Origin of the sequence: Butyrivibrio sp. (genome assembly GCF_017940685.1) — a bacterium.
Lineage (GTDB): Bacteria > Bacillota > Clostridia > Lachnospirales > Lachnospiraceae > Butyrivibrio.
In genome coordinates, this window is the sequence record NZ_JAGAYD010000171.1 from 1 (window position 1) to 21885 (window position 21885).

General features: G+C 42.5%; 19 protein-coding genes. 15 read left to right on the forward strand and 4 right to left on the reverse strand.

What is annotated here, in order from left to right; translation table 11 throughout:
• From J6I68_RS11010 to J6I68_RS11045, 8 genes are all read left to right on the forward strand, one after another.
• Window positions 1-404 (forward strand): DUF4368 domain-containing protein (locus J6I68_RS11010; protein WP_292220318.1); only part of this gene is annotated, 404 nt, incomplete at its 5' end.
• A gap of 984 nt (window positions 405-1388) precedes the next feature.
• Window positions 1389-3185 carry an LPXTG cell wall anchor domain-containing protein gene (locus J6I68_RS11015; protein ID WP_292220320.1) on the forward strand — a complete coding sequence of 599 codons (1797 nt, stop codon included), beginning with the start codon at window positions 1389-1391 and terminating at the stop codon, window positions 3183-3185.
• 357 nt (window positions 3186-3542) lie between these two features.
• Window positions 3543-4550 carry a LacI family DNA-binding transcriptional regulator gene (locus J6I68_RS11020; protein ID WP_292220322.1) on the forward strand — a complete coding sequence of 336 codons (1008 nt, stop codon included), beginning with the start codon at window positions 3543-3545 and terminating at the stop codon, window positions 4548-4550.
• Window positions 4551-4561: 11 nt separating this feature from the next.
• Entirely contained in the window at window positions 4562-6301 is a 1740-nt protein-coding gene (locus J6I68_RS11025; RefSeq protein ID WP_292220323.1) for a glycoside hydrolase family 13 protein, read from the forward strand.
• 13 nt (window positions 6302-6314) lie between these two features.
• Window positions 6315-7652, forward strand: coding sequence for an extracellular solute-binding protein (locus J6I68_RS11030; protein WP_292220324.1), 1338 nt, complete (start codon window positions 6315-6317; stop codon window positions 7650-7652).
• Between the two features lie 25 nt (window positions 7653-7677).
• Window positions 7678-8562: a carbohydrate ABC transporter permease gene (locus J6I68_RS11035; protein WP_292220326.1), complete on the forward strand. Its 885-nt coding sequence runs from the start codon at window positions 7678-7680 to the stop codon at window positions 8560-8562.
• 9 nt (window positions 8563-8571) lie between these two features.
• Window positions 8572-9411, forward strand: a complete 840-nt coding sequence (locus tag J6I68_RS11040) for a carbohydrate ABC transporter permease (protein ID WP_292220327.1) — start codon at window positions 8572-8574, stop codon at window positions 9409-9411.
• Window positions 9412-10784: 1373 nt separating this feature from the next.
• A complete protein-coding gene (locus J6I68_RS11045; protein WP_292220328.1) occupies window positions 10785-10931 on the forward strand; it encodes a hypothetical protein in 147 nt (48 codons plus the stop codon).
• Here J6I68_RS11045 and J6I68_RS11050 read toward each other — a convergent pair.
• Both J6I68_RS11050 and J6I68_RS11055 read right to left on the reverse strand, forming a co-directional pair.
• Window positions 10916-11785, reverse strand: coding sequence for a LysR family transcriptional regulator (locus J6I68_RS11050; protein ID WP_292220329.1), 870 nt, complete (start codon window positions 11783-11785; stop codon window positions 10916-10918). The genes J6I68_RS11045 and J6I68_RS11050 overlap by 16 nt on opposite strands.
• Window positions 11782-12672: a LysR family transcriptional regulator gene (locus tag J6I68_RS11055; protein ID WP_292220331.1), complete on the reverse strand. Its 891-nt coding sequence runs from the start codon at window positions 12670-12672 to the stop codon at window positions 11782-11784. Before J6I68_RS11055 ends, J6I68_RS11050 begins: the two co-directional genes overlap by 4 nt.
• Before the next feature lie 144 nt (window positions 12673-12816).
• Here J6I68_RS11055 and J6I68_RS11060 point away from each other — a divergent pair, with 144 nt between their 5' ends.
• The 5 genes from J6I68_RS11060 to J6I68_RS11080 all read left to right on the forward strand — a co-directional run bounded on the left by J6I68_RS11060 (window position 12817) and on the right by J6I68_RS11080 (window position 17384).
• Entirely contained in the window at window positions 12817-13308 is a 492-nt protein-coding gene (locus J6I68_RS11060) for an MFS transporter (RefSeq protein ID WP_292220333.1), read from the forward strand.
• Window position 13309: 1 nt separating this feature from the next.
• On the forward strand, window positions 13310-14809 hold the full coding sequence (locus tag J6I68_RS11065) for a subtype B tannase (protein WP_292220335.1): 1500 nt from the start codon (window positions 13310-13312) through the stop codon (window positions 14807-14809).
• A gap of 113 nt (window positions 14810-14922) precedes the next feature.
• Complete coding sequence (locus tag J6I68_RS11070) at window positions 14923-16413, forward strand: UbiD family decarboxylase (RefSeq protein WP_292220337.1); 1491 nt, start codon at window positions 14923-14925, stop codon at window positions 16411-16413.
• Window positions 16414-16434: 21 nt separating this feature from the next.
• Window positions 16435-17034 (forward strand): UbiX family flavin prenyltransferase, encoded by a 600-nt coding sequence (locus tag J6I68_RS11075; protein ID WP_292220339.1) that lies wholly within the window; start codon window positions 16435-16437, stop codon window positions 17032-17034.
• Window positions 17031-17384: a hypothetical protein gene (locus J6I68_RS11080; RefSeq protein ID WP_292220341.1), complete on the forward strand. Its 354-nt coding sequence runs from the start codon at window positions 17031-17033 to the stop codon at window positions 17382-17384. Before J6I68_RS11075 ends, J6I68_RS11080 begins: the two co-directional genes overlap by 4 nt.
• Here the strand turns inward: J6I68_RS11080 and J6I68_RS11085 are convergent.
• A complete protein-coding gene (locus J6I68_RS11085; protein ID WP_292220343.1) occupies window positions 17358-18566 on the reverse strand; it encodes an MFS transporter in 1209 nt (402 codons plus the stop codon). The genes J6I68_RS11080 and J6I68_RS11085 overlap by 27 nt on opposite strands.
• 243 nt (window positions 18567-18809) lie before the next feature.
• Between J6I68_RS11085 and J6I68_RS11090 the strand changes: the two genes are divergently transcribed.
• Window positions 18810-19340, forward strand: a complete 531-nt coding sequence (locus J6I68_RS11090; RefSeq protein WP_292220345.1) for a tetratricopeptide repeat protein — start codon at window positions 18810-18812, stop codon at window positions 19338-19340.
• 15 nt (window positions 19341-19355) lie between these two features.
• Window positions 19356-20381, forward strand: a complete 1026-nt coding sequence (locus J6I68_RS11095) for an amidohydrolase family protein (RefSeq protein ID WP_292220347.1) — start codon at window positions 19356-19358, stop codon at window positions 20379-20381.
• Window positions 20382-20383: 2 nt separating this feature from the next.
• Here J6I68_RS11095 and J6I68_RS11100 read toward each other — a convergent pair whose 3' ends face one another.
• Window positions 20384-21490: a helix-turn-helix transcriptional regulator gene (locus J6I68_RS11100; RefSeq protein WP_292220348.1), complete on the reverse strand. Its 1107-nt coding sequence runs from the start codon at window positions 21488-21490 to the stop codon at window positions 20384-20386.
• Between the last annotated feature and the right edge of the window lie 395 nt (window positions 21491-21885).

Sequence of the window (21885 nt, forward strand, 5' to 3'; positions counted from 1 at the left end):
CAATCAAAAGGATTGAGGAATTAAACATCATCATAAAAAAGCTCTATGAAGATCAGGCCCTTGGTGTGATCTCGGCAGAACGGTACAAAATCTTTGTTTCAGATTATGAAGCAGAAGCCACAACTCTTGAGGATAAAGTAAAAAAGCTCAAAGAGAACATTGTGAAAAACAGCAATAACAGGAAAGATGTTGAGAGCTTTGTTAATCTGATCAGTGCCTATGAGAACATTGGCGAGCTGGATAGTAACATCACGCATAATCTTTTAGACAAAATTTTTGTACATGAGAAGGAGCAATGGGGCAAGCAGATCGTCATGAGGGTCGAGGTGCATTACAGGTTTATAGGATGTATAGATACACTCATGGTTAAAAAGGCCAAAGGCCGCAAAAAATCAGTGGTTTAGAGGGATTTATGAAATGGCGCGCAATAGGAGACTTGAGGGTTCAAGTCCCGTATGCTCCATTTAGGGTTAAAAAAAGGGTGCTTTAAGGCTACAGAATTCCTACACTTTTGCCCAAATGTCCAAAGCATCCTTTAAAATTATCAGGATTTTCAAAACATCCGGTATACTTATCTATTGAAGCCTTGTTCCTCCTGGTCCTATTTTGTATAAGTGCCTGCACATCTTTTCTCATATGCTGCTATGAATATGTCACCAAATTTTTCCCGTGCAACCTCTGATCTGCTTTTATTTTCTGCTTTGTATGGGATTATGTATTCATGATTCCTGGAAATGATGATATTCAAGTACACAGCTTCGATAACAGAACATACCCTGATTGAGGTTTTATTTTACATATTAACCGTCGGGTTATGTGTGTTTACACAAATCCCTGCCAATGTCATTATAAACGACGTAACCAGATTGTTTTTTACAGATGATCTGTTTAATTTCTATAAGGATAATACTTTTCAAGATAGGCTGGTAAATGCAACTATCAAAAATGCTTGCATTCAGACCGGGATGTCTTTTTTTGCAAGCATACGGCGAATGCCGCGACAACGAGGGATGCGAAGCATCCCGAGTCTGTCGGCATGGCGGAGAATACTTATAGCGCAACAGCGCGACATGAAATAGACCGGAGAGCTGAATACTCTAATAAAAGCAATCAAGTAGGCAGGGGCGTGAAAACGCCCCTGTTTTCTGTAGTGGCGGAACAATAAATGGATTATTTTTGAGGAATAAGCTGTTTGCAGCATTAGTATTGGTTTTACTGCATTTTTTTGGAATTGTAAGAAAATTATAAACAAATCATTAAGAACAATAAAGAAACCATTAAACAACAAAATAAATGCATTTTATGATGGAACATATGATTGTTCAACCGCTATCATGAACCTATAAGGAAGGCAAACAAGGGAAAATTAAAAGGAAAGGGTATAAAATATGAAAAAACTTAGTGTGGAAATGATCAAAAGATTCATTGTAACAATTCTTACGATGGCAATGGTAATTACTTCTGTTGCAGGAATTAAGGTTACAGCTTTTGCAGAGGGAACCGAAGGCGCACCTGCAGCAGAAAACACAACACCTGTAGCAGAGAATACAGCACCTGTAGCAGAAAGCACAGTACCTGTAGCAGAAAATACAGCACCTGTAGCAGAGAGTACAACACCTGTAGCAGAGAGTACAACACCTGTAACAGAGAGCGCTGAACCTGCAGCAGAAGAAGTGGCAGCCGAAGAGAATATAACTGAGACAGGGAATGGCCTTGTTAAAACAGATAATTCTGACGGATCCAAGACTGTTGAGTATGATTTAAGTGTTACAGGAATGACATCAGAGGAAAGCTTACAGAAAGTGGTAGATGAGAAGACTACTGAGCAGGAAGAGATAAAGAGCGACGTAGAAAGTCAGAATGGAACATATACCTATGAAATTACTACTAAGGTTGAAGAGAAGGAAGAGGACGTAACAGAAGAGAAGTCCTTTGAAAGCCAGGAGAAGCTCGATGATTATGTAACAGAGCTGGCTACTCAGGAAGATATAAAGAACATTGAGATAGTTACAACAGAGCAGGGCGTTACTGCTGAACAAGTTGATTTTGACGGATATCATGTAAATGAAGATGGAACCGTAACAGAGAGTTCTGATGATGAGGGAATCTACTATTACAATGGCTATTATGTTCAGTATAACGGAAATGACAGTTACAATATAGTTATTACAGGCGGCGTTGAGACTATTACTATTGACCTGTCATGGCTTGCAGAAGATGCATTTGTCAGAGATATGTGGGGAGATCCGGAGCCCGGAGACGGAACAGGATACAGCGTAAGTATCATAAATGAGTCCGGGGATGTCTATGAAACAACAGAGTATAATACAGGAACCGACGGACCATACAGATATTGCGCAACATCCAAATTTAAAGAGGAATGGGGAACAGTGGTATCCGAAGAAAACGGCAGAACTTACTACGTTCCAAATGATATCCGCTATCTCAACGGAAGGTTATTAGACCTTAAAACAACCGAAGCTGCTAAGTATTTTTGGCCAAACTACTGGGATAGATACGATAATGCAAAGAACATGACTCTTGAGCAGATACTTGAGTATTACAACTCTGTTCTTGATCCTGAAGAACCTTACACAGATGTAGCAAAGGCGTGGGCAGATAACTTTAATGAAAGAGCATGGCAGACCAGTTACGTTGCAGATGGTCAAGAACAGACAGGAAATTCATTATTTGACAACTTAAAGCTTGAAGATGAAACACCTTTGGATTTCAACGTTAAAGTTCTCCTTGATGGCGAAGCTACAGATAATTTCTATCAAGGCACTGCATGGAGCTTTATAGAAAATATTGTTCTCGGCGTAGTAAAAAGCATCAATGCAAGCATCAACTACACAAAGGTATCCAATGTATTTACTGCAGATGTAAACGGAAATGGTTCTATTCCTTCCAGCAGCACAACACCGGATCCAGATCCAACACCTACACCGGATCCAACACCTACACCTGTAGTTATTGAAGAGACACCCGTTGCATTAGCACCGACTCCTGTACAGCCTGAAGCTCAGGTTCTCGGAGCAACAAGAGAGGCAGCTAACGGCGCAGCGGTGCTCGGAGCAAGAAGAGGTGCAACAGGGGATACATCAAACATGGCAGCATCAGTAGCAATTATACTTGTAGCAGCCGGTACACTCGTAGTACTACTTGCTAAAAGAAAAGAAGCGTAAAAACAAAACCCTATAAATCCCTTGATACAAAGAAACACTAAGTTAGAAAGTGGCTGCTAAGAAAGGCAGCCACTTTCTCTTGTTCTGGTTTTGGCTTGCAGATTACAGAAGACTCGGTACAATGTACCGGGTCTTTTTGCAGAGAAGTGATGAAGTTTAAGGAGCGTTGCTTTCATGTGACGCTCTTTTTGTGTGGGTGAAAGATGCGAAAAGGCAGATCTTTACTGTTGTTTGGGAGGCAATAAACTAATGGGTTGACAATATAAATCAAAGAGAGTACATTGAATATAGGCAATGCAAACGTTTGCATTGCCAAACTTTGAAGCAGTTGTGCAAACGTTTGCATAGGAGAAGAATATGACAGTTACGATTAAAGACATCGCAAAGGCAGTAGGCGTAAACCCTTCTACGGTATCCAGAGTAATAAATGGTACTGCCAGCATCTCAGAAGAGACCAAAGAAAAGATTTTACAGGTAATGAAAGAGCTTGATTATCATCCCAACAGTCTGGCAAGAAGCCTTGTAAATGGAAGTACCTTTACTATCGGACTTGTAATCGATGCCGGGAACAAGGATGCCTTCTCCAATGCTTTCTTTATACAGAGTGTGATTGCCATTGAGTCTGTGGCTCAGTCAAAAGGCTACAGTGTGTTGATCACCAATCATTCGCTTTCAGATAGCAGCAACATCAAGAACCTGGTACAGGAGAGGAAGGTTGATGGGATCATTCTCCCGGTCCAATGCATGACAGGAGAGCTGATAGATCTGATGACTTCAAGTGATTTTCCATTTGTGGTAATGGGCGAGCCTCAGGAAAAGAGATCTGACATCAGCTGGGTGGATGTTGACAATGAGCAGGGTAGCCGCCAGGCGGTAGAGTGCCTTATAAAGTCAGGATATAAGAGCCCGATGCTCCTTGTGGAGAACAGAAATACTATATTTGAGAGCAAGCGTATCAAAGGCTTTGAGGATGAGTGCAAAGCTCAGAAGATAAAGACTTCCGGCATCCATACATTTAGTGAAGAGAAGATTGAAATGCTGATCGATGAGATACAGAAAAAGGAAAGGGATACAGACAGTTTTATCTGCTCCAATAATGTCATTGCATTTAAGGTTTTAAAGGCAATAAAGGCAAGAAAGATCAGCGTGCCAAAGCAGATCGGTGTTATCACTTTTGATAATTATCCTCTGGCTGAGTACATGGAACCAGCGCTTAGCGTCGTAGACGTTGATACATACAAGATGGGTGAGACAGCAGCAGAGCTCTTATTAAGGTCTATCAGGGGTAAAGAAAAGAAGATAAAGAGCAGGCTTGTTGACGCAGCCATCATTGAAAGGGAATCGACCAAGCGAAAAACAAAATAGAGAAAGGAGATATGGTGAAAAGGGAAGCGGTTTTGCATCTTAATACCGAAGACTTTATTTACCCCGTAGCAAGGAACGTACTGGTCGTTAAACTACGTACAGCAAAAGATGATATGTCTGATTGTAGGATCATCTACTTTTGTAGGACCAAGCCGGACTTAAAAAATGACCTTGAGCTTGAAAAAAAGTACAGTGATGACCTGTTTGACTACTATGAAGGGAAGATAGAGTTTTCCAAGGTTGCAAGATATCAGAAGTATTACTTTAAACTTACGGATAATGGCAGCAAAGAAGAGTATTACTCAGCTACAGGGTTTTCTCGGGAAGCTCCGGAAGATGGATATTTTGAATTCCTATATGCCAATCAGGGTGATGTGATTGATTACCCGGAATGGGCTAAGGGAATCATCTATTATCAGATCTTTCCTGAGAGATTTGCTAACGGAGATACTTCAAATGATCCGCCGGAGACGATGCCCTGGGGCACAGATCCTACAAGAGAGAATTACATGGGTGGAGATCTAAAGGGCGTACAGGACAATATCCCATACCTGAAAGATCTTGGTATAGAAGTGATCTATTTCAATCCGATCTTTGAAGCTGACTTCAATCACAAGTATGCGACCACTGATTACTACAAGATAGATCCAATCTTTGGAACCAATGAAGATTTTGGGACTCTTGTAAAAGAGCTGCATAAAGCCGGTATAAGAGTAGTCCTTGACGGAGTGTTCAATCACACGGGTATCCATTTTAAACAGTTCGAGGATGTCATTGAGAAAGGTTCTCAGTCAAAGTATTATGACTGGTTTCTTCCAAATAAGGAAAAAGAAATCTCGGTAACCCATAAAGATTACGAATGTGTTGGAGCATACAAGTACATGCCAAAGCTCAATTCCTCAAATCCTGAGGTAAGAGCGTTCATCCTTGATGTGATGGATTTCTGGGTCAGGGAATACGGAATTGATGGCTGGAGGCTTGATGTGGCTGACGAGGTGGACTCAGCTGTCTGGCAGGCAGCGAGGACTCTTTTAAAAGAAAAGTATCCGCAGCTCATACTTCTTGGAGAGACCTGGGGTTATGGTGGAACTCTCGTATCAGGGAAACGCCTTGATAGCGTGATGAATTACATGTTCAGGGATGCGGCAAGAGATTACTTTGGCTTTGAGAAGATAACAGCCACGGAGTTTGATGCCAGGATCAACAGGATGCTGGCTCTGTACAAGAGCGAAACGGCTGATGTTCTGTACAATCCGTTGGACAGCCACGATACCGAAAGGTTCCTGTTCTACTGCGGTGGTGATGTTAAAAGACTTAAGCTTGCAGTAGCGTTTCAGCTTCTTTTCAAGGGTTCACCTGCTATCTACTACGGAGATGAGGTGGGAATTACTGGAGATAACGATCCTGATTGCAGAAAGTGCATGGAGTGGGATAAAAGCAGGCAGAATAAGGAGCTATTTGACTGGTATAAGGTCCTGATAAAGCTTAGAAAAGACCACGAGTGTATCAGAAAGGGTTCATATAAGACCATAAACTGCAGTGATGAAGAGGATCTTCTGGTATTTGAAAGATCGGATGATAAAGAAAGGATCAGAGTGATCATCAGAAAAGGATCATCTGATAAAAAGGTAAGGGTAGAAGGCCTTGAAGGTGCTATTGACCTTATCTCAAATGAAATAGTAACAACAGACCCTGATGGCAAAACAGCCATTAACCCTTGCTCAGTCAAGGTGATAAAAGTAAAGAACTAAGGAGGAAATAAAAATGAAAGAGAGAAAAAAATTGCTGGCAATCATACTAGCATCTGTAACAAGCCTGGCAGCTATAACGGGATGCGGACAATCACCAGCAACATCTGAATCTGACTCTAAGAGCCAGGAAACAGCAACGCAGGCGCCTGCTTCTACAAATGAAACTAAAGAAGAGGCATCTACTGAGGAAGTTACAATTAACTTCTGGCATCATTATAGCGCACAATCACCAGAAAATGAAACATTAACCACAGTTCTTATTCCTAAATTCGAGGAAGAAAACCCTGGAATAAAGGTGAATGCAGTATCACACGAGTGGGCAGATCTTCATGACAAGATTCTTATCAGTGCACAGTCTGATACCCTTCCTGATGTTGCACGTCTTGACAGTGCATGGATCCCGGAATTTCAGAAGATGGGCATACTTGTTCCTCTTAACAAGGAAATGAGTGATTTTAATGATGTTGCAGGAGGACTTCTGGAAAGCGCAATGTCCACAGCAGAGATCGGTGGCGACAACTACGGCCTTGCACTCAACACAAACACCAAGATTCTTTATTACAATGTTGAAATGTTTTCTGAGGCCGGAATTGCAGTTCCTAAGACCATGGATGAGTTTGCTGATGCCTGCAAGAAGCTTTCAGGAACAAATGCAAATGGTCAGCAGGTATGGGGATATGATGAACCCGGTCTTTCAGGATGGAATCTTTGCCCATTTATCTGGAGTATGGGCGGAAGCCTTACAAATGAGGAACAGACCAAGGCAACGGGATATCTTAACAGCAAAGAGACAGTTGCAGCAATCGAGATGTTTGCTAATCTTTACAAAGAAAATGCCATTACAGGATGGAACAGTGGTGATATCCCTATGACAGATGGTTTTGGAACAGGAAGATATGCGATGCTCCTTGAAGGACCATGGAAGGTTGCAGAGCTTGCAGGCGCGTATCCTGACTTTAAGTACGAGACAGCGCCAGTACCTGCAGGAGACGGCGGATCAATCTCAGTCCTTGGTGGCGAGGATATTTCAATGTTTAATTCAGCCAACAAGGATGCAGCATGGAAGTTCATGAAGTTCATGACAAGCGAGTATGCGCAGGTTGAGATGGCTAAGTGTGGTCAGATTCCTGTAAACAAGACTGCCCTTGAGACAGATACAGTTAAGGCTGCAGATTTTGCACCATACATCGAGCAACTTCAGACAGCTAAGTCACGTCCTACCGTAGCATGCTGGTCAGAATTTGATTCTGAGCTTGCAGCTGCAGTTACTGAGGTTGTAAATGGCGACAAGACAGCACAGGAAGCAATGGATGAGCTTGCTACAAAGGTAGATGCGCTCCTTGCTGAATAAATAAGATAATTTCTGGAGTAAGAAAATGAAGTTTAATGCTAAGAGCAGAATGCAGATACTACTTCTGCTATTGCCGGGGCTTTTGGTATTTGGGATCTTTACGGTGTATCCCATAATCAGGCTCTTCTGGATGAGTTTTTTCAAATGGGATTTTGGTTCATTTCTTGATCAGGAATTTATTGCCCTTGAAAACTACAGGACAGTATTAGCTGATGAGAATTTCAGGATCGCGTTTACCAATACTATTGTATATACACTCATCACAGTTCCTGCCCAGATGGCGATAGGCTTGTTAGTAGCAATGCTCATAAATTCCATAAACCATGTGAAGATCGGCTTCAGGGTAGCTTACTATCTGCCTGTTATCACATCCTGGGTTATCGCATCCCTAGTGTTCAAGTATGTTTTCAACACGGAAGGTCTCCTTAACTATTTTCTTACAAATGTTATCCATGTCACCTCACAGAATGTGAGGTGGCTGGATTCCAGATGGAGTGGCATGACAGTAGCTATGCTCCTTGGCATATGGAAGGGTATCGGCTGGAACATGGTCGTATTCCTTGCAGCTCTGCAGACTGTTCCTCTGGAATTGTATGAAAGCGCATCTCTTGATGGTGCCGGATCATGGCAGAAGTTTATTCATATAACACTTCCGGGGATAAGGGGAACGATACTTTTTGCCCTTGTAATGCTTACTATCGGCGGATTTAACGTTTATACATCCACCAAGCTCATTACAGGCGGTAAGCCCGGTCATGATACGGAAGTAGTACTTAGCTGGATGTACTATAAAGCTTTCAGTAATGGAAAGTTCGGATATTCCGCTGCATTGTCGTTCATCATTGCAATAGTGCTGGCTATCCTGGCGGTATTGCAGTTCAGGCTCATGCAGAATAAGGATGAGGGGTGAAAAGAGATTATGTCGAAACGAAGATTATCCCAGCTGGTGATTTACATTCTTCTTATTGCCGGACTGGTTGTCGTGATGATGCCAATGATATATATGGTGAGTACCTCTCTTAAGCCCAATGGAGCGCTTTATGAGTATCCGCCCAGGTTTTTCCCTAAGCTGAGAGAGATAACTCTAGAGAACTACGCATATATACTTGGTCAAAAGAAATTCATAGGAAATTTTGGCAACAGCATACTGGTATCTGTTTTGACAGTTATACTGTCTGCTATCGTTTCATCAGCACTTGCTTTTTGTATAGCCAGGTTTAAGTTCCCCGGAAGGAGTTTACTCTTTGGATTTATCATCCTTACAATGATCATTCCCGGAACTACAATGATCGTTCCACAGTACGAGCTGGCTGTAAAGCTAAATACCATCAACAGTATATGGGGACTGATCCCATTCTATGTAGCATGGGTTATCCCATACTCAACCTTTATGATAAAAGGCTTTGTTGAGAATATCCCCAAAGAGCTTGATGAAGCGACCTACATGGACGGCGGAAGCATACTTGTTGTGTTCTTTAACGTTGCGATACCACTTGCAAAGCCCGGAATAGCATCAGTATCGATCTTTAACTTCCTTACTGCCTGGGAGGAATTCCCCTGGGCTAATACAGTCATCAATGATGATCTTAAAAGGACGCTACCTATTGCTATTTCAGGATTCTTTGGACAGCATCAGTTCACTCAGTGGGGATATGTGTTTGCATTATCAGTACTCAGCTTGATACCGATACTGATCGTGTTCATTTCCTGTCAAAGGTTCTTTGTACAGGGACTTACAGCTGGAAGTGTCAAAGGTTAAGTTTAAAAGCAAATGAAGGCGCGGTACGGGATAATTAGGCGCGCCTTTGAATATATTGGGGAACCCCATACTCCCTTGCCCGTTCCCCAAGCCCTTCCCCAATATGTTACCATTCCCTTTTATATAACAGTTACACGTGTTATTTATTTGTTTTTTGGCTGAAAGGCTGTAATTTACTGGCTTTTCATGCTATAATATCTTTAGTGATTTCCTATAGACGTAAGTCTTTAGTGAAAATGATGTATTTACCCCGGAGCTGAAAATGCTTCGGGGTAACTTTTTTCCTGGATCTAAAAGAAAAGGAAGGCACAGGTAGGGGAGAATGAAGCTGTGCCTTTGAATATATCAGGGGACACCTTCCAACCAGCCCGTCCCCTGAAACCCCCACCGTAAATTTGCACAAAAGCTGCCGCAGCTTATTTGCCATCAGCAGCTTTATTCATGTCTTTTTGTCTGTCTTTTTGGCTCCATTATGGTTGGTTTCTCTGCTTTTTCAATTTTGACTAATTCATTTCAAGAAGTGTCTCATGCCCGTCATTTTTCTTGGTATTTTCTGGTCTTGGTGAATGGTCCTGAAGGTTTCCGGTCATTTTACCGCTTTTCCTCTCACAAGATTTTTCAGTTTTGTTTTGAGCTCTCGATGTTTTTGGGGAGTTCTTTTGATGCAGGTCCTACGCGGTTTTGAACTCAGAAGTCAGGTGTACAATTTCAGGCCGAGGATGATCTTCTGATCTTGCATTTTTTCAATGTATTTTGCCTTTCAGGGATATTGTTTGCCTTTTTGCATAAGTGGTCAGAGGAATATCTGTTTTATGGGAAACAGGGCGGAAATTTTAAAATTTTAGTGCTGTTTTATGGAGAGGGAGGAGATGGTTTCGGCTCTTTTTTAGAAAGATCCTCTTGGTTTTTGGCTGACCTGGAGTATTTTCTTTTGCATTTGGAGCAGTTTCATAAGCGGTGGCAGTTAGTTTTTCCAGGTACCATTCCGAGCAGCTTCGCAGGTCTGTCCGAGCTCCCAGACCAATATGCCCTTGAGCTTCACCGAGAAGCTCTGAATGCAGGGCATACAAGGAATGATCTTAGTCCCCTCCTCGAACGGGTTCCGCAAAGGAACCCCCTCTTTTTTCGTGCGGATTTTCCAAAGTGTTTTCCACCTTTCTGTAAAAATGTCCCTCCAGAGTCCTTCACCTATCGGTTTGCGAGAGTGCATCGTAGCCCTCCCGGTCCCCTCTGCAAGGGCTGCCCTACGGCGTCTCGCATGCTTGTCCCTTGCAGAGTGTCCCGTCCGGGCTCCTGAAGATGCACGCAAACCCGAAAGATAGGTGAAGAACTCAGAAGGCACATTTTTTAACACAGAAAGGAGGAAAAACACAATGGAAAATCTCGCACGAAAAAAGGAGCGCTCCCCTCCAGAAAAGGATCTGAATCTAGAAAGCACATTTTTAAAGGGCTTTGCCCAAGAACAAAATACATCATTTCACTTAGAAAAGGAGAAAAAGGCTCTCTATAAACTATTGTAAAAAAGGCTGGGAGCGCTTCCTGTATTCTCCGCCTTTGTATATGCATACACAGGGAATTTGCATTCTTCGTCAATTATTCTAAGAGGCCTAGATTGGGCATACAGTCGTCGCTTTAAATGATGAGGGATTATCATGATTCCTTCGCCAAGCTCTACCTTTAGTAGTGCATCCTGAGGGGAAAAGGCCGGGATTTTTCTGATATTTCCTTTTGATTTTCTAAATGCCAGGAAAAAGTTCCTTGAATAGGGACCAAACAACTCATCTGAGAATGGCACAATGAGATTCTCGTCTGACAGTTCTTCAAGATTGATCTCCTGTCGGTCTCCTAAATGATGATATGGGGGAATAGCCAGAAGAGCACTCTGTTCATATATCTTTTTTCCCATAAATTTATCTGAGATCCTGCTCATGAAATCGCAGGGGCTTATAAGCAGGTCAGCACCTTCTATGGCTGTTATATCCGGAGCCGATTCTATAACGTGAATATCTATGTCAACGGAGTCATAGTTTTTATTAAAATCTTTAATAAGTGCCAGAACTCGCTCACAAAGAGTCTGTTCGTGACAGTTAAGATGTATTGTTCCTTCTGTGCGGTGGGTGTTTTGGGCAAGAAGTGAGGTTGCTTTTTCTATTTTCACCATAAAAGAGTCTGCGCTTCTAAGGAGTAGCTTCCCTTCATCTGTCAGCGTAACACTGTGGGTGGATCTGTGAAACAGGTCGACCTGGAGCTCCTTTTCCAGTTCCTTAATATGCTTGCTGAGTATAGACTGTGAAATGAAAAGGCTCTCTGCGGCTTTGGTGTAATTTAGGCTTTTGGCCAGAACGATGAATTCCTGTAATCTTTCAGTTTTCATAAACGGTCCTTTCTATAAGCGAGAAATAGTTGAATAAACTCATTTACAATCGGATTGGTATTGTCAGGATCATAGAGCATGTAATAGCATGTGCCATAGCCTTTGTCTTTTATTGCCACTTTAACTGTGTTCGGGGTTGACAGATCACTCCAGTTCCAAAATTCTATTCCCATGCCAATAGGTACTAAAAGATCATAGTAAAGTGGAGAACAGTTGTTGTCATAAATCTTGTAGTATATTCCGGACTGATCCAAAAGAGTTGTCTGAAGCTTTCTTATGTGATCCTCCAGCATATTGGGATAGAGGATAAAGGTTTCTCCGGATAGTTCTTCAAAACGGATTGAAGCTCTGGATGAGAGTCTGTGGTCTATGGGAAGATGGACGCTTAAGCGGTCATAATAACTGACTACAACCCGTCCATTAATATCTATAAAATCATTTTCAAGGCCGGGAACGAATACTATATCGGTCTGGCCAGTCATAAGACCTTCTTTGATCCTGCAGCTGTTCTCATCATACAGATTCAGGAATAATCCGGGATGACTTCTGCAGTATTTATCCATGAAGGGACCAAGCTCGGAGGGCATGGTACGGGCGCACAGCTGAATAGTTAGGGTATTAATTGTGCGCTTGGAAGCCTTTAGGGAAGTCTTTATGGTTTCCCAGGATGATACAATTTCATGTGCGTTACCCAGTAGAATTTTGCCGCTTTCTGTTGGCACGACAAGGCGGTTGTTTCTTTCAAGAAGCTTTGTTCCGAGAGATTCTTCAAAGGCAGAAAACCTGGTAGAAAGAACACTGGGGGCAATGCCAAGAATGGCGGAAGCTTCTTTGAAGGACCCAGTCTCAACTATAATCAAAAATTCTTTTAACCTTTCCATGTCCATAATAATATCCCCTAATGATTCAAAAAACAGAATGACCAAATTGTTATAGCTAAATTATAATACAATCAACCAGATAATCAATGAGGTTGGAAAAGCGCGCAGTTCCCCCACATTAGAATTCTTTTTAAGATGGAGAGGAAAACAATGGAAACAAAGAAAAAAGTACCAATGCTCAACAAAATAGCCTATGCACTTGGAACCGGCGGAGGAAATGTGTTCAGTCAGATTGCGGCAGCATTTCTTTTGCAGTATTACACAGATACCGCACTCCTGGTAATCGGTACGGTAGTTAGATCCCTTGGAGCAGGTCCGCTTCTTTCTGCAGTGTTTGCCCTTGTTCCAGATGTAGTAGAGTATGGCTACTGGAAGTTTGGAATCAGATCTGAGGGGCTTATCAGCTCAGCACAGTCCGTAGGATCCAAGGTTGGCATTGGCCTTGGTTCAGCTCTTACAGGGTGGATACTTGCAGCAGTACACTATGATCCGACAGTTATGGAGCAGTCAGAAGCTGTTGTCAATGCAGTAAAGTTTGATTTCACATGGCTGGGCGCCATTATCAGTGTAGTAATCCTTGTTGTAGTACTTATGCTCAATGTTGAAAAATACGCTGATCAGTACAGAAAAGAGAGGAATTAAGATGTCAGATAGTTTACAATTTAATGCCGACAAATATGAGGTTAAGACATGCGAAAGAGATGGTGAAATCATCAGATACAGGGCATTTACCGGTATAGTGTATTGCGAAAAGCCTGTAAGTGATATCCAGAGGTTAAATCTCTTTGTACCCGAAGAATACTATGAGGGAAAAGAGATAAATGGATATAGTCTTAAGAGTGCTCCCATATTTATCCCTAATACTGTCGGAGGATATATGGAAGGTGGCCTTGATGAGCCGGGAGCGGACTTTCTTGGAAGAACTAACACCATATTTAAGGGACTTAAACACGGATACGTTGTTGTAGCGCCTGGTATCAGAGGAAGAAATACTGGGCTTGTTACTAAAGAGTTCTTTGTAGGCGGTAAAGCTGATGAGAGAGTGCCAAAGATGCCGCCAAAGCCGGAGTTTGAAGGAAAGGCCGTTGGAAAAGCACCTGCTCTTATTGTGGATATGAAGGCGGTTGTCAGATACTTAAAGCACAATAAGGCAGTAATTCCTGGGAATACAGATCGTATAATAACCAGCGGAACTTCAGCGGGCGGAGCTCTTTCTGCCCTAGCCGGAGCCACAGGAAATGCCGAGGACTATGAAGAGTTCCTTAAAGAAATTGGTGCCGCTGATGAAAAAGATGATATTTTTGCCTCAAATTGCTATTGCCCAATTCACAATCTTGAAAATGCGGACAGCGCCTATGAGTGGCTGTTTAACGGATGCAACGACTATCACAAGATGAGATTTGAAAACAGGGGCGGCAAGGTTGTTCCTGTTCCCGTGGAAGGCACCATGACAGGCGAGCAGATTAAGATGTCCGCTGAACTGAAAAAACTTTTTCCTGCATATGTCAATTCCCTCGGGCTTAAGGACAGTGATGGAAATGAGATTTTGCTTGATGAAAAGGGAGAAGGTTCTTTTAAAGACTTCGTTAAGAAGTGGGTTATTTACTCAGCCCAGAAAGAACTTGATACCCATGACAGCGGCACAAGATTGTCAAAGCTGGCAGTTCCCGGAAGTGAGATAGAAAAGCAGGATTATCTGAAAATAGAGGATGGCAAGGTTCTTGACCTTGACTGGGATAAGTTTGTTGAAAAGATCACAAGAATGAAGACCACTCCGGCTTTTGATGCGGTAAACCTTGATTCACCTGAAAATGAAGAGTTTGGCGATAGTGACGTATTTGCAAGGCACTTTACGAAGTTCAGCCTGGAGCATGATACAGCAAATGGAAGCATGGCTGATGAGAAGATGATAAAACTTCTTAATCCCGTAAGATTCGTTGGAGAAGCTGACACAACAAAGCACTGGCGCATAAGACACGGCGCTTTTGACAGGGATACATCCCTTGCAATTCCTGTGATACTTGCAACTCTTTTACAGAACAAGGGATATGATGTAGATTTTGCACTCCCTTGGGGATTACCCCACAGTGGTGATTATGACACCGAGGAGCTTTTTGAATGGATAGACAGGCTCTGTAAATGAGCTGAATAAAGACTTCTATAAGCCGGTAATTCAAAAAATGGAATTACCGGCCTCTTTTTGCCATTTTATAATGAACATGAAAGATGAAATAGAAACAATCCAGGAGGTAATCCATGAGAGAAATATACGATTTAAGAAGTGCTATAGAAGTTCTTAGAGATAATGAAGGACAACTGGTTGAAACATCAGTTGAAGCGGATCCAAATGCAGAGATTTCAGGAATATACAGGTATGTCGGTGCTGGCGGAACAGTGATGCGTCCAACAAGGGAAGACGGGCCTGCAATGCTGTTTAACAACGTGAAAGGATTCCCTGATTGTAGAGTAATAACGGGAGTACTTGCAAGCAGAAAAAGAGTAGGTCTTCTTCTTGACACCGACTACAAACGATTAGGCTGGCATTTACGAGATGCCGTGAAGAACGTAATACCACCGATTATAAAAGAATCTGCTCCGGTCTGTCAGGAAAACGTATATCTTGCAAGTGATCCGGATTTTGATTTAAGAAAACTTGTTCTGGCTCCAACCAATACTCCGGAAGATGCAGGCCCATATATTACCATGGGGCTTTGCTCGGCAACCGATCCGGAGGATAGGAATATCACCGACGTTACAATTCACCGTCTGTGCATCCAGTCCAGGGATGAGATGACTATGTGGATCACCCCTGGGAGCAGGCATATTGGCGCCATGTGGGATAAGGCACTAAAAATGAATAAACCATTGCCGATTTCAGTTTCAATTGGCCTTGATCCTGCAATTTACATGTGTGCCGGATTTGAGCCTCCAACAACACCCTATGGATTTAATGAACTACAGATTGCGGGAGCACTTCGCGGAAAGCCTGTGGAGCTTGCAAGATGCGTAAGCATTGATGAAACCTGCATTGCCCATGCGGAATATGTCATAGAAGGTGAACTCATTCCCGGCCTTACCATGAGAGAGGATATCAATTCCAATACAGGAAAGGCTATGCCGGAATTCCCGGGATATACAGGGGAGGCCAAGGGCGATGATCTTCCCAATTACCTGCCGGTGATCAAAGTAAAGGCAGTTGCCACAAGAAATAATCCAATAATGGAAAGCTGCATAGGCCCAAGCCATGAACATGTATCTATGGCGGGAATCCCCACAGAAGCAAGTGTAATTGATCTGGTTGAAAGGGCAATGCCGGGGAGACTTGTAAATGTACATGCTGCTCCATGCGGCGGTGGAAAGTTCGTTACCGTGATTCAGTTCAGGAAAAACAACATAAATGACGAGGGCCGACAGCGTCAGGCAGCACTTCTGGCTTTTTCTGCCTTCTCCGAGATGAAGCATGTATTCCTTGTGGATGAAGATGTTGATATTTTTGATATGAGCGATGTTATGTGGGCCATGACAACAAGGTTCCAGGGAGATGTGGACTTTATACCAATTCCAGGAGTTCATACTCATGTTCTTGATCCCAGTAATGATCCGAAGTACGCTCCCTCCATAGCAGTTCACGGAATAGCATGCAAATCCATTTTTGACTGTACTGTTCCATACAATATGAAGAATGAGTTTGAGCGCTGCAAGTTTTTGGAAGTAGATCCTAAGAAGTGGCTTCCTGACTTTTGCTAATGCAGCTTAAGGAGATATTTTATGCGACTTATCGTTGCCGTAACCGGGGCATCCGGCGTAGAGATGAGCTATTATCTCTTAAGGTGTCTTCGGGAAAAAGATAATATTGAAATCCATCTGATCGTGACAGAGGGAGCGAAAACAACCTGGGAGTATGAGAGCAAAAGGTCCCTCTCTGATCTTTCGGATCTAGCTGACTATGTTCACGATGAAAAGAATCTGGCAGCCGCCATTTCCAGCGGATCCTTTCTGACAGATGGCATGATCATTATGCCCTGCAGCATGAAGACTCTTGCCGGTATCGTCTCAGGATATGCTGATAATCTTGTGCAAAGGGCCGCTGACGTGTGCCTTAAGGAGAACAGAAAGCTTGTCCTTGTTCCCAGGGAAATGCCGCTGTCAAAAGTACATCTACGTAATCTTTCAGAGGCAGCGGATCTGGGATGCAGCATTATACCTCCTGTGCTCACCTTCTATAATGATCCACAGACTATAGAGGATATGGTAATTCACGTTGTGGGAAAGGTTCTTATGCAGTTTGGAGTTGAAATTAAAAGCTTCAAGACTTGGCACGGTGAGGGGATGAATGAATGTGATGCAGCAATTAGGAGCTTTCTATGAAAAGATATAGAATTGAACTGTCGTTTTCAGAATTATTTGTAGATATTCAGGATATTGGTGATGACAAACTGGTGATGGTCCATGGGGGAGAAATGCCCCATATAGGCTGCGCAGTCATGTCAATTCCAAGGCCTTCTCTAACAGGGGATGGAAGCATTTCTGCTACATCCTCTGTTTTAAATGTAACAGGCCACAAAGACGAGGAAATCTGCAGAAGAATTGCAGAAAAAATAGCCGCCAGCGAGAACTGTACTGTCGTCTGTACCGGCGGCTTTCATGTTGATAATATAACCGAAGAACAAATAAAGGAGCTGTTTGTCAAATTATCCTCTTTTATACTTAAGGGATGACGGGTGTCTGCTCCCCCAGAAGAAGTAGAGAAGGATTGACGCCACGGTGGCCATGGCTACGATGAGGAACATTTTGCTGTAACCAAGTCTTGAAATGAGCACCCCTGCAATTCCGCCGCCTCCGCCAAGACCTATATCATATGCGCAAAGGAATGTGGAGTTTGCGCTGCCTCTTCTTTCCGGCGGTGCAATGTGGACTGCCATTGACTGGAGTGCAGGCTCAATACCTCCGAATGCGTAACCCGCCAGAATGGCGGCTATATAGAAGGTGGTCCTGCAGGGAGCAACGGCAAGCAACAGAAACGCAATCAGCATGGCTGCATTACAGGAGTACACAAAAATTCCTTCCCCCATTTTGTCTGCCAGTGATCCAAGGGTGAAACGAACTACAATCAGCATAACTGCAGTTATGAGAAAGAAAGTTCCGCCGGATGGAAGATTGTTTTCGGCTGCAAATTTAGAAAGGAAGTTTTCAAGTGCTCCCCAGGTTAAAAGAAATACCAGACATATTACGGAAGCCGGAACTGCATCGGAATCAATGAGTCCTCTTAAGTTGAGAGAGACCGGTGCTTCCGGTTTTTTTGCGCTTGTGTTCATAAATAGATACAACATAAACGCAACCACCATAAAGGCCGAGGACACGATGAACATAATAGAGAAGCTTACACTCATGAGCTTAAGGCTAAGGGCTGGCGCTATGGATGTTGCTAAAGCTGTGGCCATGCCAAAGTATCCCATACCCTCTGCAAAACGACTCTGAGGAAGAGCATCGCTTGCTATAGTTGCTGTCGTGGTGTTGGAAAAAGCAAGGGCTGCTCCCTGCAGCATTCTGCAAACAATAGCCAAAACAACAGCTGAAACTGCTGCGTAACCCATCCCGGCCATAATGCCTGATGTCATGTATCCAAGCGGCATCAGGAACATGCCTGTTATTCCTATTATAAGGATGCTTTTCCTTCGCCCATTGTTAAGCAGCCAGCCTATAAAGGGCCTTAAAACAACTGCCACAGCTGAAAATGCGAAGGCACATCCTCCTGCTACTCCCTCGTCCATTCCCAGCGTTTCCAGGAACATTGGGAATGTATTCAGGATCATTATGTGGTTCATGAAGACCAGAAAATTGATCACGATGATAAGTGTGAAGTCTCTGGTCCAGAGTTTTCTGGCTTTTTTGTTGCTCATTTTTACAATCCCTCCATAATGTTTGAATAAATAAAAAGAGCAGTTCACTCAAGATGGTCTTACGCCTCTTAAATGAGCTGCTCTCTTTTTCTAAATACTAGCATGACTCCAGTAAAAATGAAAGGTAAATTATTTGGAAAAAAGAATCTCCAAAAAAAGGGCGGATTAGATATAAAAAAAATACGGATTATTTTTGATAATATTTTTTTGACGGGGTTGTAAATAATTGAGAAGGAGAAAGCAATGGATATTGAAGAAATAAAGAAAAAAGCTCAAAATGGCGATGTTAAAGCAATGGGAATCCTGGGTGAAAACTATCTTCATGGGAATATGGGGCTTAATAAAGACTATGAGCTTGCATACGAATGGAGTAAAAAAGCGTCGGATTTGGGCAATGTTCGCTCAATGACTGTACTGGGAATAATATATATGGATGGAAATGCAGTAGAGCGGAACATCGCAGAAGCAGAAAAACTGTTCATGCAGGCAGCGGATGCTGGTGATATGAAAGCACCAAGATATATGGGACTGTTATTCAGAGATGGAAAAATCCGGTCGGAGGATGGGCATAGAGAAGCTCTTGAATGGTTCAGGAAAGGAGCGGAAAGAGGCGACATTACCAGTCAGTTTTATCTTGGAGAGATGTATGAAAACGGCGTTGGTACTGAGAAGAACATGGACGAAGCAATAAGATGGTACAAGATATCCGCCAAGCGGGGAGATAAGATCGCACAGCCTGCTATAGATGCACTTAATCGGCTTGGGATTGGATGAGAAAGAGAGGCAGATATGGTTATAGATGCAAATGTTTACTGGCTTCCGAGGGAACTATTTACAGACAGGGAAATTCTTGATGCTTTTATCAGAGCGGTTCCCAGGGAGTATGATGTGATCGCCAAAAGTTACGTTAATGAAAAAGGTGATGCTGCAATCAGTATAGAAAAGCCCCATGGCTGCGAAAACCTGAATTACTTTGCGTCGGACTACGACCTTGAAAAGCAGCTTTCAGACATGGATGCTGCAGGAGTTGACGCTGCAATCATGAAACTTCCGGGCTGTCAGGAATGGCTGACTCTGGAACTGTGCAAATTTATAAACGATGCTACTGCACGGCATGCAAAGGAAAGTGGAGGAAGACTCAAGGCTCTTGCTGTAGTTCCGCCTTTTGGCGACAGGGCTTCTATAAATGAACTTAATAGATGTATAAATGATCTGCATATGACAGGAGTCCAAATGTCTGCCCATTACGGCAATCACTACTTGGATCACCCGATGTTCAGAGATATGCTAAGTGCCATTAATGAACTTGAGATACCTGTATATGTTCACCACACGCCAATTCCGGTGGATCACGTATCACTTCTTGATTACAATAACCTAAGGCGCTCCTTTGGAAGGTGTCAGGATCAGATAACTGCCATAGGAAGAGAGCTGTTTTCGGGAATGTTTGCAGAGCTCCCACACCTTAAGATGGTACATTCCATGTTGGGGGGAGGATATTTTACCTTTAAGGATATGCTTATGCCCAGGGATTCAGGAGGTGGAAGGTTTGATACAGGTACTGATGCTGTCAGAAAATATCTTACTGAAAATATCTTTTTTGAGATGTCTCACGCACAACCCTGGGGTGAGGAAAATCTTAAGGCAGCGATCAAAATCCTGGGATCCGATCATATTATCTATGGCTCCTCCTATCCAGTAAAACAGGTATGGATGACAGGTGGACCTGATTTTGTGAAAAACCTTGACGTATCAGATGATGACAAAGAGCTGATGCTGTGTAAAAATGCACAGATGATATATGGATTAATGTAAGTTCAGGCTCTTTTTCTGTACTTGGAAGGTGTAATACCATAGTATTCGCGGAAAGTTCTGGTGAATTGATCTGAGGAGTTGTAGCCTGTCAGAGTCGCAATCTCTTCAATGGACTTCGTGGTAGTGGTTAAATAATGAGCGGCGTCAGTCATCTTAAGCTCACGGATAAGATCTGTAAAGTTCTTGCCCGTGAGTTTTTTTATCATTATAGACAAATATGAGATTGAGTAGTGGAAGTGTTCGGCAACATCAGAAAGTGAAGCAGAGCGGTAGTTGGTGTTCAGGTACTTCACTATCGGAGCAAAGTCAACACCCTCGCTTGGACTTATAAACGAATAATTCCGGGCGGCATCCCTTAGGACATATGCGAATAAGAGCCTCATCCACTCATCGGTGCAATTTGGCGCATAGGAGTCGTATCTGAAATATTCAAGATACATCATCCTGGCAAGACGCTTTATCTGTGCTGAATCACCTGTCTGTAAAAGAAGATAATTGGCCTGATCTTTATTCAGAAGGATTGCCCTGAAAAAATTTGAGAGTATATTGTCATCTGACAGGAGCGAAACAAATGCTGAATAAAAGGTATTGTAGTTCAGATAAAACTGTATGAGGAAGGTGGAATCGTCTTTTATCTTTACGTTATGATTGGCTTTTGGTGAGATTATAAGCATGTCTCCGGCGCCTAGCTCACGCTTTGTCTTCTCAAAGAAAAAGTCACAACAACCGCAGTAAACATAGTTGAACTCGAAATAACGATCTTCAACATGTAGTTCTGATTTTTCCATGTAAAATACGCTGTTCATAAACATGTGTGATGGATAGCCTTTGCTCCATCCTGCGTCAGGATTCTCCTCGAGCCCCAGAAGATGAGACCTTACATTGTCTGTATCAACTTCCCAACAGAGTTTCTTTCTTTCATCAAGGAAAAAATCCGGCGATTCCGACAGAATCCTATCCGCAATATTGTGATTTGGGGAATCAGTCCTGTATGAATGTTCCTCAATGAGTGACTCAAGCACATCTACCATCATTGGACGGTGTCTGGTTTCTGAAAAAAGCTGTAAAATTTTGTCGGAAATCTGTGCTTCTGAAATATAAACTCTCATCTGATCAAAGCCTTCTTTCTGCGTGCAATGTAGGTTATTTGCATATATATTTTGCCTTCAGAGTTCTGTTTTTATAAATAATTCATAAATAATTAAACTTTGTTTTAGAAAAAACATACAAACGGTAACTAAAAAAACATCGGATTTTCTAAAATAATACCCTGTGTTATCAAAAAAAGCAAATTGATATATTTATTTCACAATAAATCAGGGGCGCTAGATTAAGAAAAGTCTTAATTACACTGTGTCCGCAGTAGATAGTGTCAAATGATCTATGAAAAAACTGAGTCAAAAAAATAGGCTCAGATGAACCTTGAAAATCGCAGATATTTACATTGAGGTAACCGGACGCCACCCTTGACAGCACAATAAATAACTGCTGACGGTTAATCACC

Bases quoted from the DNA above. Each gene is read 5' to 3' on its own strand.
- J6I68_RS11085 (WP_292220343.1), bottom strand. From the start codon at position 18,566: ATGAGCAACAAAAAAGCCAGAAAACTCTGGACCAGAGACTTCACACTT.
- J6I68_RS11020 (WP_292220322.1), top strand. From the start codon at position 3,543: ATGACAGTTACGATTAAAGACATCGCAAAGGCAGTAGGCGTAAACCCT.
- J6I68_RS11025 (WP_292220323.1), top strand. From the start codon at position 4,562: ATGGTGAAAAGGGAAGCGGTTTTGCATCTTAATACCGAAGACTTTATT.
- J6I68_RS11095 (WP_292220347.1), top strand. From the start codon at position 19,356: ATGGTTATAGATGCAAATGTTTACTGGCTTCCGAGGGAACTATTTACA.
- J6I68_RS11040 (WP_292220327.1), top strand. From the start codon at position 8,572: ATGTCGAAACGAAGATTATCCCAGCTGGTGATTTACATTCTTCTTATT.
- J6I68_RS11070 (WP_292220337.1), top strand. From the start codon at position 14,923: ATGAGAGAAATATACGATTTAAGAAGTGCTATAGAAGTTCTTAGAGAT.
- J6I68_RS11050 (WP_292220329.1), bottom strand. From the start codon at position 11,785: ATGAAAACTGAAAGATTACAGGAATTCATCGTTCTGGCCAAAAGCCTA.
- J6I68_RS11080 (WP_292220341.1), top strand. From the start codon at position 17,031: ATGAAAAGATATAGAATTGAACTGTCGTTTTCAGAATTATTTGTAGAT.
- J6I68_RS11015 (WP_292220320.1), top strand. From the start codon at position 1,389: ATGAAAAAACTTAGTGTGGAAATGATCAAAAGATTCATTGTAACAATT.
- J6I68_RS11060 (WP_292220333.1), top strand. From the start codon at position 12,817: ATGGAAACAAAGAAAAAAGTACCAATGCTCAACAAAATAGCCTATGCA.
- J6I68_RS11045 (WP_292220328.1), top strand. From the start codon at position 10,785: ATGGAAAATCTCGCACGAAAAAAGGAGCGCTCCCCTCCAGAAAAGGAT.
- J6I68_RS11055 (WP_292220331.1), bottom strand. From the start codon at position 12,672: ATGGACATGGAAAGGTTAAAAGAATTTTTGATTATAGTTGAGACTGGG.
- J6I68_RS11065 (WP_292220335.1), top strand. From the start codon at position 13,310: ATGTCAGATAGTTTACAATTTAATGCCGACAAATATGAGGTTAAGACA.
- J6I68_RS11090 (WP_292220345.1), top strand. From the start codon at position 18,810: ATGGATATTGAAGAAATAAAGAAAAAAGCTCAAAATGGCGATGTTAAA.
- J6I68_RS11030 (WP_292220324.1), top strand. From the start codon at position 6,315: ATGAAAGAGAGAAAAAAATTGCTGGCAATCATACTAGCATCTGTAACA.
- J6I68_RS11035 (WP_292220326.1), top strand. From the start codon at position 7,678: ATGAAGTTTAATGCTAAGAGCAGAATGCAGATACTACTTCTGCTATTG.
- J6I68_RS11100 (WP_292220348.1), bottom strand. From the start codon at position 21,490: ATGAGAGTTTATATTTCAGAAGCACAGATTTCCGACAAAATTTTACAG.
- J6I68_RS11075 (WP_292220339.1), top strand. From the start codon at position 16,435: ATGCGACTTATCGTTGCCGTAACCGGGGCATCCGGCGTAGAGATGAGC.